Below are 13,574 nucleotides of genomic sequence, written 5' to 3'. Positions count from 1 at the left end.
ACCTTGGGGGCAAGCATCATGGCAGCCAAGATCGTACCGGCCCCGAATTATGAGGAGCGCGTCAGGACCTCGTTCTCGCGTCAGCAGGCCATGGCCACGATCGGCGCCGAACTGACGCTGGTTACCCCGGGCATCATCGAGATCGAGATGCCCTATTCGGCCGAGCTTACGCAGCAGCATGGCTTCCTGCACGCCGGCGTGATTTCGACGGCGCTGGATTCAGCCTGCGGCTATGCCGCCTATTCGCTGATGCCGGAAAATTCCGGCGTTCTGACCATCGAGTTCAAGGTGAATCTCCTGGCGCCGGGCAAAGGCGAACGCTTCCTGTTCCGTGGCTCGGTCACCAAGCCCGGCCGCACCATCATCGTTGCCGACGGCCAGGCCTACGCCTTCGCCGCCGACGGCGAGGCCAAGCTGATCGCCACAATGACCGGCACCATGATGACGGTGACCGGACGTGAAGGCATCGAAGGGTGAGCTGCCGGCTCACGATTTCGTCGCGCAACTGACACGACGAGACGTTACGCAGGCCGAAACCACGCCGTGCGCCATGTCCTCAGGTGTTTAAGTCGATGAACCAGAATTCCGCAGACCTGCTTGTCGCTCTCGCCGGACGCAAGGTCCTGTTCGTCATGGCGGCGGATGCCGAGTACGGCCCGCACCTCAAGCGCCTGTTCAAGCCGTTGATGACCGGCGTCGGCCCGGTCGAAGCCGGCGTACGGCTGGGCGCCGAATTCGCATGGCTGCAGGCCGCCGACCGGTTGCCTGATTTGATCGTCTCGCTCGGCTCCGCCGGTTCGCGCCGGCTGGAGCAGACCGGCATCTACCAGGCGACGTCGGTATCCTATCGCGACATGGATGCTTCCGCGCTCGGCTTCGAGAGAGGCGTCACGCCGTTTCTCGACCTGCCGGCAACCTTGCCGCTCGGTCATCGCATCGCCGGCATCGAAGGCGCGGCACTCTCCACCGGCGCCAACATCGTATCGGGTGCCGCCTACGATACCGTTGCCGAAGACATGGTCGATATGGAGACCTTCGCCGTGCTGCGCGCCTGCCAGCTGTTCTCCTTGCCTTTGATTGCGCTGCGCGGCATTTCCGACGGCGCTGCGGAACTGAGGCATGTCGGCGACTGGACCGAATATCTCCACGTCATAGACGAGAAGCTGGCCGCCGCCGTCGACCTGCTCAGCGTGGCGCTTGCCGACGGCACGCTGGACCTTTGACGGCGGACACTGCCGCGACACGAGAGCGGCATACCGGTCCATCTTGTCCGCATTCCGCTCCAGCGAGCCCATTGCGTCGAATCGGTTCTTTCTTTAAAGGCTCGCCATGACGACACATCCCCACACAGTTCTCATCATCGACTTCGGCAGCCAGGTCACGCAGCTGATCGCCAGGCGCTTGCGCGAAGCCGGCGTCTATTGCGAAATCGTGCCGTTCCAGTCGGCCGACGAAGGCTTCCGGCGGATCAATCCCAAGGCGGTCATCCTGTCGGGAAGCCCACATTCCACCGTCGACATCGGCAGCCCGCGCGCCCCTGACGCGGTCTTCACGGCCGGCATCCCGGTGCTCGGCATCTGCTACGGCGAACAGACCATGTGTGCCCAGCTTGGCGGCAAGGTCGAAGGCGGCCATCACCGCGAATTCGGCCGGGCCTTCCTCGAGGTCGAGCAGGATTGCGCGCTCTTCGACGACGTCTGGGCAAAGGGCACCCGCCACCAGGTGTGGATGAGCCACGGCGATCGCGTCACCGCCATTCCGCCGGGCTTCAAGGTCGTCGGTACGTCGACCGGCGCGCCGTTCGCGGCGATCGCCGATGAAGAGCGCAAGTTCTACGCCGTCCAGTTCCATCCGGAAGTCGTGCACACGCCGGACGGCGCCAAGCTCTTACGCAATTTCGTGCATAAGATCGCCGGCATCCAGGGCGACTGGACCATGAAGGCCTATCGCGAGCACGCCGTCGAGGCGATCCGCAAGCAGGTCGGCAAAGGCAAGGTGATCTGCGCGTTGTCGGGAGGCGTCGATTCTTCCGTCGCGGCGCTGCTGATCCACGAAGCGGTCGGCGACCAGCTCACCTGCATTCTGGTCGACCACGGCCTGATGCGCAAGAACGAGGCGGCGGACGTCGTCACCATGTTCCGCGAGCACTACAATCTGCCGCTGATCCTGGTCGACGCCTCGGATCGCTTCATCTCCGCGCTGGAAGGCGAAAGCGATCCGGAAAAGAAGCGCAAGACCATCGGCCGCCTGTTCATCGAGGTGTTCGAGGAAGAGGCCAAGAAACTCGGGGGCGCTGAATTCCTGGCGCAGGGTACGCTTTATCCCGATGTCATCGAGAGCGTGTCCTTCACCGGCGCCACCTCATCGACCATCAAGTCGCACCACAATGTCGGCGGCCTGCCCGAGCGCATGAACATGCAGCTCGTCGAGCCGCTGCGTGAACTGTTCAAGGACGAGGTGCGCGTGCTTGGCCGCGAGCTAGGCCTGCCAGACAGCTTCATCGGCCGCCATCCCTTCCCGGGACCAGGCCTTGCCATCCGCTGTCCGGGCGGCATTACCCGCGAGAAGCTGGAGATCCTGCGCGAAGCCGATGCGATCTACCTTGACGAGATCCGCAAGGCCGGCCTCTACGACGCCATCTGGCAGGCTTTCGCGGTGCTGCTGCCGGTGCAGACGGTGGGCGTGATGGGCGACGGCCGCACCTATGAGTTCGTCTGCGCCTTGCGCGCCGTCACCTCGGTCGACGGCATGACGGCAGATTTTTACCACTACGACATGGAATTCCTCGGCCGCGCCGCCACCCGCATCATCAACGAAGTGCGCGGCATCAACCGTGTCGTCTACGACGTGACCTCGAAGCCGCCGGGCACGATCGAGTGGGAATGATTTTTGTCCATCCGAGGGTATCCGAAACTACGCCACAGTTCTCCATAACCCATTGGTCAAAAAGAAAAATTACCTCAGCATCTATCGATATCTATCGGTGGGCACAGATCAGGCGTGACGGTCCGCGTGACGGGTCTCGCCCATATTGATCAGCTCCAAAATCCGAAGTACCGTCAGGGCAGATGAGGTCCTTGACGGTACTTTTTTGGCTGTAAGTAACTGATACTAAGCCATATTTTCCGCACAGGGCCGCCCAAAACCGGATGACGGTACTTTTTGGAGGTGTCGCGGAATGCTGACGGATGCTGCGATCAAGGCCCTGAAGCCACAGAGCAAGATGTACAAGGTCGCGGATCGGGACGGCATGTACGTTCGCGTCATGCCTTCGGGAGCGATATCCTTTCGACTCGACTACCGCCTGAATGGACGGCGCGAGACTGTCTACCTAGGAAAGTACGGGCGCGACGGAATCTCACTGGCCCGAGCTCGCGAACTCTGCATTGATGCAAGAAGGGCCGTCAGCGAAGGGCGCTCACCCGCGATCGAGAAGCAACGCGAGAAGCGACGGATCAAGGAAGCCAAGAGCTTCGGCGAGTTCGGAGAGAAATGGCTCCTGAATGCGCCGATGGCTGACAGCACGCGGGCGATGAGGCGTTCGATCTTCGAAAGGGAACTCCTTCCAGTATGGCGCAATCGGCTTCTCACGGAGATCACGCCGGACGATCTGCGTGCGCATTGCGGGAAGATCGTCGATCGCGGCGCGCCGGCGACGGCGATCCATGTTCGGGACATCCTGAAACAAATCTACGGGTTCGCCATCCTGCACGGCGAAAAAGTTGCAAACCCAGCCGACGACGTCGGCCCGGCATCAATCGCGACCTTCGTACCGAAGGATCGCTCGCTATCTCCTACCGAAATCCGGATCATGCTCAGGCAGCTCGAGAACATCGCGACGCTGCCGACCATCCGGTTGGGGATGAAACTGTATCTGCTGACGATGGTGCGAAAGAGCGAGCTGCAGGATGCAGTTTGGGATGAGGTGGATTTCGAGAATGCAGTCTGGACGATCCCGAAGGAGCGCATGAAGCGATCGAAGGCTCACAACGTTTATCTCTCCCGCCAGACTCTCGACATCATGATCGCGCTCAAGACCTGTGCGAGCAACTCGCGATATCTGCTTCCGTCCAGGTACGACGCCGATGCTCCGATGTCGCGCGCCACCTTCAATCGCGTGACCTATGCGGTCGTTGAGCAGGCCAAGAAGGATGGGCTGCCGCTGGAGCCGTTCACCGTCCATGACCTGCGGCGCACGGGCTCTACGCTGCTTAACGAGCTAGGCTTTAACAGCGATTGGATCGAGAAGTGCTTGGCGCACGAGGACGGACGTTCATCGCGCGGGGTCTACAACAAGGCGGAGTACGAGGTCCAGCGTCGTTACATGATGCAGGAATGGTCGGACATCATAGACGCTTGGGTGGAGGGACGTAAACACACACCCGTGCTCTTGCCGCCGGCTATGCCTCTGATGGAGCTTGATCCTGCCCTTTGACTGGCCGCGTTTTCCGATTTGAAACGTCCGGGTGCTGAGCGCGTCGGATCGGCAAGGCGCGGCGCGCCAGCAGCCAGGCCTCAACTTCAGCTAAGTCCCAGACGATGCATCTAGGCGATAGCGCAAAGCGGCGGGGAAATTCACCACGCTGCTCCATTTCGTAGATCGTGCTGTCGGCCAGCGGGATCATCTGCCGCAACTGCTGGCGTCGGATAGTCCGTCGGAGTGGGGTGTAGGATAACGCCATGCTTTTCTCCTATCACTTGAAGGTTCAGGAGATAGAAAGCAATAGATCTTGAAAGATGGAAGTCCCGTCATCGCTCCGTGCGGGAATAGCGTATCATAGCGTGCAAATCGGATGGGTGTTTAGGGACGGGTCTTGGTTATTCCGTATGTTGTTGCTTGATAAAAATCCGATGGTGCGAAAACTAGTGCCGGGCATTGGGGCAGTCGACCATATCGCAGAGCGCCGCCATTCATTTCATCGCAGCCGACTTGGTGAGGCTGCCGTAGGCGTTACCGTCATCCAACGCGTCCTGTGCCGCGAGGTTCCCGGCAGGGAGAACCCGGCGAGTTTCAACAGGACGCTTCATATGACATCGGTATCTTCTTCCACCACGACTCCGCTTCCATCTTCGCCGGACTTGCTCCGATCGCCATTGCAGTCTCCCTGGGTTTTCTCGCGTTCAGCTTTCCCTTTGGAGCGCTGTCGCTTGAAATCGGCGGCCGCCTCGGCTGCGGCACGGTAATCGTGGGCTCCGTCATCGGCCTGCAGGGTCGGTACACCATATATATATCCATACATATTGACGTTGGGCACGGGGCGATCTCCTAGCACGTGCGTGCCTCCACCCATGGTGATGGGGACGTGAGCGGGCTTCTTGTGACCTTCTCCGGTTCCTGGCGAGGACAGATAGGTATCGAGAAGGACCGCGGAGAATGGATGTTACCGAATTCAAGCCCGGCGATCTTGTGCGGGTGAAGTCAGACGGGCCGATCATGACGGTCGAACAGGTCGGGAAGACGGCCATGCTGGAGGAGGATGCCGTCTGGTGTGTCTGGTTCGAGAAGGTGGGCAACAAGCAGGTCGCGCGGAAAGACACGTTCGCGCCGGTCGTGCTGGAGAAGGCTGAGAAGCCACGAGCCGCGTTCTCCGTCGGCGTCGTTCGGGCGTAGCGTGGTGCCTCATGCCGTTTCGCGGCCTGTTCATCGGCATCGACCGTTATAGCTCGACCGGCATCGATGAGCTGACCTGCGCGCGTCGCGACGCGACGGCGCTGGAGGCACTGTTCTTCGACACGCTGGGCGGCAGCACCGTCTTGCTGGCAGATGCAGAGGTGTTGATTTGCACTGAGAGCTGACCCGGGCTTTGCGCCGAGAAGTGACCCGCCTTTAAGTATCGTTCCTGTCAGTCGTGGTGGTCAAGTTCCTCCGTTTCTCCTCTGTCATTTTGGGTTCGTGCGCCAAGCGCGGTTGTCATCTTGGCATCGCCGAAGACGCTAGCCCATTCGCTGAAGCTGAGATTGATGGTGATAATGACGCTGGTGCGCTCGTAGAGTTTGCTCAGCAGGTGGAAGGAGCCGTCATAGCCGAGGCTCACAAGATCAGAATACAACTGCTTCATCGTCCGTTTCTGCTTGCGGCTCTTTTTGGATTCCGTCTTCAGCCAGACCGATAAATGATCTGCAAACGGATCAAGCTTGCTCGGTCGCTCCGGTGCCTTCAGTCTCGGCTGCACGTCGCCGCCACGCAGGTATTTGCGGATAGTATTCCGCGATAGGCCCGTCCTGCGGCATATCTCTCGGATCGATAGATCATCCTGAAAATGCCAGCGTCGGATTACGCTCAGTAACGCCATGTCGATCGCTCCAGAGCCCCCGCTGAAACCACAGGGGATGATTGAAACATGGGTCAATTCTCAGTGATATTTTCCCGCAATCCCGGGTTAGCTCTCAGTGCAAATCAACAGCCCGCCCACAAAATCCTCATGCTCCCCCAGAACTCCAGCCGCCATATTCTTCAAAGCTTTACGTGGGTGGTGTGCAACCGCAAGATCCTTGTCGCGGCGGCCGGACCTATGCGTCGCCTTGGCGTCAGGTCTTTAACACATTGGCCCGACAGGCGATCGAGCGGACCGTATCAGCGTTGTAGTAGAGCCGTGGAGGTTCGATGTCCTCCTGCGTCGTCCAGCTATTGCCTTCCACCCACAGGCCAGTCCCCAGCTCGGCGCGAATGCTGCCGCGCATCTTCTCTGCAACCGGCGCCTCCTTGAGATTCGTCACGCGGTTGTTCCTGATCACCAGGTTCTTGAACGAGGAGGCTTGTACTACGGGGCCCGGCATTTCTGTAAATTCGTTCTTCTCAAGCAACACTCCATCGAACAGAGGATACGCAGTGCTGGCGTCGCCGACCACCTTCGTGTCTAACTGAATGACTGGTCCATCGTCGGCTCCGTAGGAATTGGATGACTCGAACTTGTTCCCCCGGATGATGACGTTGCGCGCGCCGAAGCCCTCTGCGTCGAAAGGGAACGCGTATGGTTGCATCAGCATGGCCGCGAACTGGTTATGAAAGAAACGGTTATCTTCGACGAGCCAGTCGGCGCTGTTGCACAAGATGCCTCGCGCCCGATTCTCGTGGAAGTAGCAATTGCGAACAATGACATTGCGTGAACCATAGCGTCGATTGAAGAGAATGGCGTCATTGGCGATGCGCGTGGGAAGCTTCTGGCTGAAGATCAGTGTGGCTTCGCTCTTCTCGGAGTCCACGGCGACTGATTTCAGCTTGGCGGTAAAGCCGGTCGGCGATAGATCAGCCTTGCGGAGCTCGACTGGATCGCCAGCCGAGAAAGGAGTTCGCCAATCGATGAAGTTGGTTGCGACCAGGGTGTAGTCATCCACGCGGCGGACGCCCATGTGGATGTTGTCGTGAATGTTCACGCAGTCGTCGCCCATGAAGCTAAACTCGCACCGCTCAAGCCGGATGAAGCCTTGCGACTGCCCGACATGAAATCCGTCGGCCGTGGTGGTGATGGATCGGAGCTCGTTGGCAGGAGGGGCGATGCGGCAGTCGACCAGCTCGAAGTGATGCTGATCGCCGCCAGTGACGAATCCCTCGCCGGGAAACGTGTAGATGTTCACGTTGCGCAACGAGAGATGGGAATTGCCGACCATGACAACGGCGTGCTTTTCGTAGGTGTAATGGCGCAGTAGGTAAAGGCGGCCTACGATGGGGTTGATGGGTTCGGTTGGCCACACGCGCACCGTTTGCTCATCGAGCTTCTCAATCTTGGTGGGTGCGAAGCCGTCGAACTCCGTGCCGGCGCCCGGCGCACGCAGCTCTTCATCGAGCGGGTTCATCGTGACCCAAACCTTGGGATCGAGCGGCGCAGCCGTCTCGAAGCGCATCACGAAATTCGATTGATCGTCGGCCAGTTCGGTAACTCTGCCTACCCAAGCAGGCGGATCGATCGCGCAATCCCAGTCCAGATTGAAGTTGGAGAACACCGATCGTCGGCAGTTCTTGATCGAGATGCCTTCGCCACCTTCGATCAGGTGGAAGAGAAACGTCGCCCCGCCGCCATCGAAGGTGAAGTCACTGAACCCATCGAAGACAATCGATTCGCCGGAAGTGCAGCGGTAGATGCCCCTGCCGACGACGAGCCTGGCCGCCTTTGTCTTACGGCACTGGTCGAGCGCGGCCTGTAACGCAGCCAGGTTGCGGTCCGGTCCATCGACCGGAGGCTCGACACCATCGGCAATGGCACCGAAATCAGCCAGATGGAAAACCGGCCCATTGGGGTTCGCCGGCGCATCAATTGTAAAGGGCTGCGCCCCGGTGGCTCTGGGCGTCGCCGCGCTTCCGATCGATTCGGTAAGGGAATGTTCGGCCCATCCCGAGTCGCGCGCGATCGGCGCCGCGCTCCCTGGCGTGGGGGCTGCCAGCGACCAGGGCACGGCGAAGGAAGCCGCGGACATGGCGACGCCCTTTAGGAACCGTCGACGCGATGTGGCAGCCGCCGGGAGCGGCTCACGCCTGTCTCGCGCTAGGATTGACGCTTCTTCGATTTCGGACCGATGCTCGTCGCACATCTAGCTCTCCGGCTCCGCCCCGACGCACAGCTATCAGCACAATGTGGGCCAAGATGTCAATCGGCATGGAATGGGGGTCTGGCGCACTCTCGCCGCATCTCGCGATCATACGGAACCGATCAAGCGAGCTTGGAGCAGGTCAATCTTCGCTCGGCCGTACATCTGGCGCTTGACGAGCTTGAGCTTGGTTACCTGCCCCTCGGTCTGGCCGTTCGACCAGGGTAACGCGATTGCGGTACACACGGCCGCCTCGTCTTTAACGACGCCGCGTGCAAAGGAGGCGACGAGGCTTTGCAGCGTACGCTCGATCCACCTGGGGAGTCCTTCGGGATCCTTGCTGCGGACCAAGGCATGGAAGTCTGCGATGGTCTCGCGCGCCTCGACGAGGGCCGTGACGCGGCCTTCGACGGCGGCGACGATCACTATTCGGCCTTCGAGAGGTTGTCGCGGCCGATTGTCATCAGCCGCGCGATGGTGCGGGCCGAGGGGCCGCGCGTCAGCGTGCCGGCATCCGCCTTCTCGGCTCGGCGCTGGCGGGTCGCCCATTCGCCGACGACGCGCAGGGACCCACGGAAGCCCTGACCTTTGAGCTTGCGCCAGAGATCGGTTGCATTCCTGGCTCCACTGTCCCACTGCGCGCTGGGGCAAGTGGAGTTCCAGCGAACTCTCGCGGGTCCGGAAGACGTCGCTGCGCTCGCCTCGGGCGACGGCGCGCACGGCGTCGAGGAACGCCCTGCTGGCGTTCTCCATGAAGTGCCAGCGATCAGCAACCTGGACAGCATCAGGCAAGGCGCGCGTGATAGCCTCGCCATAGCCTTCGCTTGTTGTAGGCTTCCTCGATTAAGTGAGGAAGATACTCGATGACGTCCTCGAAGGTTTCGAACGCCATCGGGTAAACGGCCTCGACCTTGAGCGTCTTCATGAAGCTCTCGGCCTTGGCATTGTCATAGGGATTGCCCTTGCGCCCATCGACCCGATCAGATCGGCGTCTGCCAGGACCTGTCGATAAATCTCCGCTGCGTATTGAGCCCCGCAATCGGAATGATGAATGCAGCCGGGTGGCGGCCGTCTGCGGGCGATCGCCATCTTAAGGGCTGCCGTGGTCAGGCGCGCATTAATGGATCGGCCGATGGCATAGCCCACAACGAGGCGCGACCATGCGACTCTGTCATACCCGCATGTTCTTCGTTCGGGCCTATCCGCGCGAGATGCAGGAGATGGTGTTCGACGCACATGACCGGGCGTTCGCCTTCTTCCGCGGCGCCTGCACACGTGGCATCTACGACAACATGAAGACGGCGGTCGACGCGATCTGGTGCGCGAGCGCTTCTTCACGCCGAGGCTGCGCTTCAAGACCCTGGAGGACCTGAACGGCGGGCTGGCCGACAAGTGCGTCGCCTACGCAAAGGCGCACAAGCATCCCGATCAGGGCACGCGCACGGTATGGGAAGTTCGAGGAGGAGCGGACCAGCTTCATTCCCTATGCCGGCCGCTTCGACGGCTTCCACTGCATTCCGGCCTCCGTGTCGAAGACCTGCACAGTGCGCTTCGACAACAATAAATACTCGATGCTGTCGCGTGCCGTCGGTCGACCGGTCGAGATCCATGCCTATGCCGATCGCATTGTCATCCGCCAGGACGGCGCGGTCGTTGGAGAACACGCCCGCTGCTTCGGCCGCAACGAGGTGGTCTACGATCCCTGGCACTATGTGCCGGTGCTGGCTCGCAAGCCCGGAGGACTGCGCAACGGCGCACCTTTCAAGAACTGGGTTCTGCCGTCGGCCATGGAGAAGGTGCGCCGCAAGCTCAAGGCCGCCGCGCCTGCGATCCCACAAAGCCTTACTTGCTTCCAAGCAACCAAGGCTTTTCCGAACCTCTCGGTTCCGAAGGGAACGTCCAGCAAGCGTCACAGACAAAGCAGCTTCCGGTGCGAGCGCATGATGGCGGGCTTTGCCGTCACGTGTTCTCAGGTGGAGGCTTTCCGATTGAAACGGCGGTCCCCGGCGGGCATTATCATAAAGCGCTTCCATGCCGCGCTATTCGCACAATGTCATCAAGTGCCGAGCGCACCAGTGGCCAGGGGAAATCCGTACAGTCCCCGAAGTATTCGCCTTCACGCATGACCACATCGAGCTTGCCCGCTACGCCACCAAGCGTCGTGGCGGGCGTAGCCGTCAGGGCGTCTACCAGTTCCTGCTCACAGGCGGCGGCGACCCGTTCCGCCTGCATAGCTACGGAATAGCCAACGCGTTCATCCTCGGCGTCCCGGCGGGCCTGATGAGCGGCCAGATCGGTCTCAGCTACCTCCTCGACAGAAACATTGAGCGTCGTCGGTATTTACCGGAACTCGGATTCGGGGCGAAGCGAAATTTTCGTGCCTCAATGATCATAAATCATACATTATTTTTTGACATTTGCGTAGTATGTCGGTATTGGCCGCTGCTCGTTGGATACATTTTTGCATTGCGCTATGAGAGGATGACACGTGGTTACAAAGAAGATTTGCCCACCTCGCTTTCCGGCAGAATCGTCATTGTTACCGGAAGTGGAGCTGGCATCGGCCTTGGTGTCGTCGAAGCGGTCAGCGCTGGCGGCGCCCGCGTTGTCGTCGCTGAGAAACAAGACACCGATTGGCGGCACGGGTGCGCACGGGCTACCGTTTTCAAAAGCAATGCGCGCGGGCGATTTCGTTTTTGTCTCTGGTCAAGTCGCATTCGATGACTACGGTCGCCTCGTTGATGGAGGAATCGAGGCACAAACGTCGCAGGTCCTTCGCAACATCGAAGCTGTTTTGAAAGAAGCCGGCTGCACACTCGATGATGTCGTGAAGGTCAACGTCTGGCTCGATGACCCAAGAGACTTTGGTCGATTCAACGCGACCTACGCCACCTTCTTTCCAATGCATCCACCTGCGCGCTCCACTGTCGAGTCGCGTATCATGATTGACGCCAAAGTCGAGATCGACTGCATTGCCTACAGCCCTGCCTGACCTGTTGCCCATAGCCCCGCCGGAGTGGGCAAGGCTGCTTTTAGCTCATTTTGTTATGCGCACGCATGGTTCCAGAAACGCTGCCCGATCGGTGCAGCTGGAATCGATCGCTACCCAGAACACGGACACCAGCGGTGATGCAACACTTAAGGACGAAAACAAGCTCGCTGGTGATCCAGCCCGAATGTGGGTCGATCCGCGCATGGCAGGTTTGGCGCGGTGGCCGATTCCGCGACTTGCTGCGTCCGGTCGACCTCGACGTCGTGAACGAGGCAGAGCCACTTGTCATGGGATGCTTTGCTCTCGTGCCCTATTCGGGTCCCGTGCTCGGTGGGCAGTTCAGTTTCCTTGGCAATACATATCGGCTCCCGAGAACCCATCATAGCCAAACGACACCGATCCACGGTGACGGGTGGGTTTCACCTTGGCAGACAAGCTATAAGGCTAAGGCCAGTCTGGATCTGGTGCTCGAGCATACTGGCGTTACCGGATTTCCCTTCAAATACAACGTTCAACAGAGATTTCGGCTGTCGCCAAACTGGCTCGAGGTAGAGTTGACGGTGACAAACGCCGGGCAAAAGCCGATGCCGATCGGCATCGGCTTTCACCCGTTTTTCCCAAAAGACGATGACACAACTGTAAGAGCAGTAAACCCGCTGGTATGGTCGCAGCCGGAGTCGGGAGAATCGAGCGATCCACAACCAACGCCGCCAGAATGGGACTTCTCGGCTGGTCGCAAGCTTGAAGGTATGGTTCTCGATCATTGCTTTTCGCAGTGGGGCCGCCAGGCAATCTTGACTTGGCCAAGTCGCGGCTACAGCCTTGTCCTTGAAGCAGACGAAGCCCTCGACAAGCTTGTGCTCTTCGCGCCTGACCAAGAGGGCTATTTTTGTGTCGAGCCGGTGAGCAATGTGGACGACGCATTCAACAAGATGGCTCGTGGGGCGTCCGGACATGGCGTGCAATGCCTCGCGCCTGGAGGCAGTATTTCGGGCCGCATGCGACTACGCTTCGTCGATCACGCCGCGACATCCTAAATATCGGAATACCTTCGATGCCAGCGAGTTTAGGCGCAAGGCCAAAGCAGGGCGGTCGGTTGGCATTCGTCTGCTGGCGCGAACGTGGTGTCCTTCGCGGCCTATCGTGAACCGTCGGAAACCAACTCTAAGTACCTGATTTGAAAAGTATAAATTTTCCCCATCTATCGGGAACTATCGCGTGCAAAAGGACCGCTCCGACGGTCCTTCTGACCGTTTTCTTTTCCGAGCGCTTACCGTCAGCCCAATTCGGCTGATGACGGTCTTTTTTCGGAAGATAACGCGCTGAATTTGTTGGGGAAAGCAGCGTTTAAGCGGCCGAATTTTGCTCGACGGTCTTTTTAGGCTGCAAGTCGATCAATTTCCGCCGGAAATGGAGGTCACCTTGCTGACGGACACGGCGCTTAGGTATCTGAAATATAAGGCAAAAGACTGCAAGGTCACCGACCGTGACGGTATGTACGTCCTGGTCAAGAGCTCCGGCGCGCTGACCTTCCGGTACGACTACCGGATCAACGGCCGTCGCGAGACCGTAACGCTCGGACAATACGGGCCGGACGGCGTAACACTCGTCCGCGCGAGAGAATTGTGTCTCGATGCGCGCCGTATGGTGAGGGCGGGAATCTCGCCTGCTTAGGAGAAGCAGCGACAGAGACGCCGCCTGAAGGAAGCGAAGAGTTTCGGCGAGTTCGGGGAACGCTGGTACAAGGAACGGCGGACAGCCGAGGGCCGCGCGGCCGCGCTGGAAGAAGCGCGGCATGCGGCCGCCGAAGAGCAGGCCCGCGAGCAGTTCGGTCGTTTCATGACTGGCCGCAGCTACAGCCCGTCCACCGAGATATTCCACGACTGGGTGGACCGCTTGCGATGGTTGCGAAGATCGCCGCCCGGATGATTGCTGTTCTTGCCGTCGGCGGGGGGGGGGGGGGGGGGGTGGGGGGGGGGGGGGGGGGGGGGGGAAGGAGGGAAAAACCCCCCCCCCTCCCCCCCCCCTAGAGGGGGCAAGAAAGAGCGAAAACTCCCGC

The 13,574-nt window shown here is 60.1% G+C and carries 14 protein-coding genes and 3 pseudogenes; 10 read left to right on the top strand and 7 right to left on the bottom strand.

Going from position 1 to position 13,574, the window contains the following annotated elements; genetic code table 11:
- The first annotated feature begins 18 nt into the window (after positions 1-18).
- The 4 genes from ACFWXH_RS21170 (at position 19) to ACFWXH_RS21155 (ending at position 4,435) form a co-directional block, all read left to right on the top strand.
- On the top strand, positions 19-477 hold the full coding sequence (locus tag ACFWXH_RS21170; RefSeq protein WP_054313412.1) for a PaaI family thioesterase: 459 nt from the start codon (positions 19-21) through the stop codon (positions 475-477).
- Between the two features lie 95 nt (positions 478-572).
- Entirely contained in the window at positions 573-1,223 is a 651-nt protein-coding gene (locus ACFWXH_RS21165) for a 5'-methylthioadenosine/S-adenosylhomocysteine nucleosidase (protein ID WP_379123336.1), read from the top strand.
- Between the two features lie 106 nt (positions 1,224-1,329).
- Positions 1,330-2,886 carry a glutamine-hydrolyzing GMP synthase gene (guaA, locus tag ACFWXH_RS21160; RefSeq protein ID WP_379123335.1) on the top strand — a complete coding sequence of 519 codons (1,557 nt, stop codon included), beginning with the start codon at positions 1,330-1,332 and terminating at the stop codon, positions 2,884-2,886.
- A gap of 292 nt (positions 2,887-3,178) precedes the next feature.
- Positions 3,179-4,435 carry a tyrosine-type recombinase/integrase gene (locus ACFWXH_RS21155; RefSeq protein ID WP_379123334.1) on the top strand — a complete coding sequence of 419 codons (1,257 nt, stop codon included), beginning with the start codon at positions 3,179-3,181 and terminating at the stop codon, positions 4,433-4,435.
- Here ACFWXH_RS21155 and ACFWXH_RS21150 read toward each other — a convergent pair.
- Together ACFWXH_RS21150 and ACFWXH_RS21145 are read right to left on the bottom strand one after the other, a co-directional pair.
- Positions 4,401-4,682, bottom strand: a complete 282-nt coding sequence (locus tag ACFWXH_RS21150) for a helix-turn-helix transcriptional regulator (RefSeq protein ID WP_379115069.1) — start codon at positions 4,680-4,682, stop codon at positions 4,401-4,403. The two genes, ACFWXH_RS21155 and ACFWXH_RS21150, sit on opposite strands and share 35 nt — an antisense overlap.
- A 342-nt stretch (positions 4,683-5,024) precedes the next feature.
- Positions 5,025-5,255 (bottom strand): hypothetical protein, encoded by a 231-nt coding sequence (locus ACFWXH_RS21145; protein ID WP_379123333.1) that lies wholly within the window; start codon positions 5,253-5,255, stop codon positions 5,025-5,027.
- A 119-nt stretch (positions 5,256-5,374) separates the two neighbouring features.
- Here ACFWXH_RS21145 and ACFWXH_RS21140 point away from each other — a divergent pair, with 119 nt between their 5' ends.
- Together ACFWXH_RS21140 and ACFWXH_RS21135 are read left to right on the top strand one after the other, a co-directional pair.
- Positions 5,375-5,611 (top strand): DUF2158 domain-containing protein, encoded by a 237-nt coding sequence (locus ACFWXH_RS21140; protein ID WP_379123332.1) that lies wholly within the window; start codon positions 5,375-5,377, stop codon positions 5,609-5,611.
- Positions 5,612-5,622: 11 nt separating this feature from the next.
- Entirely contained in the window at positions 5,623-5,796 is a 174-nt protein-coding gene (locus ACFWXH_RS21135; protein ID WP_379123331.1) for a hypothetical protein, read from the top strand.
- A gap of 47 nt (positions 5,797-5,843) precedes the next feature.
- On the opposite strand, the gene ACFWXH_RS21130 is transcribed toward ACFWXH_RS21135, so the two are convergent.
- From ACFWXH_RS21130 to ACFWXH_RS21110, 5 genes and pseudogenes are all read right to left on the bottom strand, one after another.
- Positions 5,844-6,293 carry an ATP-binding protein gene (locus tag ACFWXH_RS21130; protein WP_379123330.1) on the bottom strand — a complete coding sequence of 150 codons (450 nt, stop codon included), beginning with the start codon at positions 6,291-6,293 and terminating at the stop codon, positions 5,844-5,846.
- Between the two features lie 235 nt (positions 6,294-6,528).
- Complete coding sequence (locus ACFWXH_RS21125) at positions 6,529-8,412, bottom strand: hypothetical protein (RefSeq protein WP_379123329.1); 1,884 nt, start codon at positions 8,410-8,412, stop codon at positions 6,529-6,531.
- 219 nt (positions 8,413-8,631) lie between these two features.
- Positions 8,632-9,342 (bottom strand): annotated as a pseudogene (locus ACFWXH_RS21120) (transposase); the annotation flags it as partial.
- Positions 9,308-9,448, bottom strand: a complete 141-nt coding sequence (locus ACFWXH_RS21115) for a hypothetical protein (RefSeq protein ID WP_379115064.1) — start codon at positions 9,446-9,448, stop codon at positions 9,308-9,310. The gene ACFWXH_RS21115 and the pseudogene ACFWXH_RS21120, both read right to left, overlap by 35 nt.
- The gene (locus ACFWXH_RS21110; protein WP_379123328.1) at positions 9,445-9,669 is read right to left on the bottom strand and encodes a DDE-type integrase/transposase/recombinase; all 225 of its coding nucleotides are present in this window, start codon (positions 9,667-9,669) and stop codon (positions 9,445-9,447) included. Before ACFWXH_RS21110 ends, ACFWXH_RS21115 begins: the two co-directional genes overlap by 4 nt.
- Before the next feature lie 8 nt (positions 9,670-9,677).
- Here ACFWXH_RS21110 and ACFWXH_RS21105 point away from each other — a divergent pair.
- The 4 genes and pseudogenes from ACFWXH_RS21105 to ACFWXH_RS21090 all read left to right on the top strand — a co-directional run.
- Positions 9,678-10,346, top strand: a pseudogene (locus ACFWXH_RS21105) (IS21 family transposase); the annotation flags it as partial.
- Between the two features lie 809 nt (positions 10,347-11,155).
- Entirely contained in the window at positions 11,156-11,515 is a 360-nt protein-coding gene (locus tag ACFWXH_RS21100) for a RidA family protein (RefSeq protein WP_379115167.1), read from the top strand.
- A 170-nt stretch (positions 11,516-11,685) separates the two neighbouring features.
- Positions 11,686-12,552 carry an aldose 1-epimerase gene (locus tag ACFWXH_RS21095; protein ID WP_379123327.1) on the top strand — a complete coding sequence of 289 codons (867 nt, stop codon included), beginning with the start codon at positions 11,686-11,688 and terminating at the stop codon, positions 12,550-12,552.
- Positions 12,553-12,937: 385 nt separating this feature from the next.
- Positions 12,938-13,255, top strand: a pseudogene (locus ACFWXH_RS21090) (Arm DNA-binding domain-containing protein); the annotation flags it as partial.
- Positions 13,256-13,574: the final 319 nt, after the last annotated feature.

Source organism: Mesorhizobium sp. NPDC059054, from assembly GCF_042739215.1.
GTDB lineage: Bacteria > Pseudomonadota > Alphaproteobacteria > Rhizobiales > Rhizobiaceae > Mesorhizobium.
The sequence above is the reverse complement of the archived record's forward strand: the minus strand, read 5'-3'. Positions and strand labels throughout refer to the sequence as shown.

Bases quoted from the DNA above. Each gene is read 5' to 3' on its own strand.
- ACFWXH_RS21170 (WP_054313412.1), top strand. From the start codon at position 19: ATGGCAGCCAAGATCGTACCGGCCCCGAATTATGAGGAGCGCGTCAGG.
- ACFWXH_RS21165 (WP_379123336.1), top strand. From the start codon at position 573: ATGAACCAGAATTCCGCAGACCTGCTTGTCGCTCTCGCCGGACGCAAG.
- guaA (WP_379123335.1), top strand. From the start codon at position 1,330: ATGACGACACATCCCCACACAGTTCTCATCATCGACTTCGGCAGCCAG.
- ACFWXH_RS21155 (WP_379123334.1), top strand. From the start codon at position 3,179: ATGCTGACGGATGCTGCGATCAAGGCCCTGAAGCCACAGAGCAAGATG.
- ACFWXH_RS21150 (WP_379115069.1), bottom strand. From the start codon at position 4,682: ATGGCGTTATCCTACACCCCACTCCGACGGACTATCCGACGCCAGCAG.
- ACFWXH_RS21140 (WP_379123332.1), top strand. From the start codon at position 5,375: ATGGATGTTACCGAATTCAAGCCCGGCGATCTTGTGCGGGTGAAGTCA.
- ACFWXH_RS21135 (WP_379123331.1), top strand. From the start codon at position 5,623: ATGCCGTTTCGCGGCCTGTTCATCGGCATCGACCGTTATAGCTCGACC.
- ACFWXH_RS21130 (WP_379123330.1), bottom strand. From the start codon at position 6,293: ATGGCGTTACTGAGCGTAATCCGACGCTGGCATTTTCAGGATGATCTA.
- ACFWXH_RS21125 (WP_379123329.1), bottom strand. From the start codon at position 8,412: ATGTCCGCGGCTTCCTTCGCCGTGCCCTGGTCGCTGGCAGCCCCCACG.
- ACFWXH_RS21115 (WP_379115064.1), bottom strand. From the start codon at position 9,448: ATGAAGACGCTCAAGGTCGAGGCCGTTTACCCGATGGCGTTCGAAACC.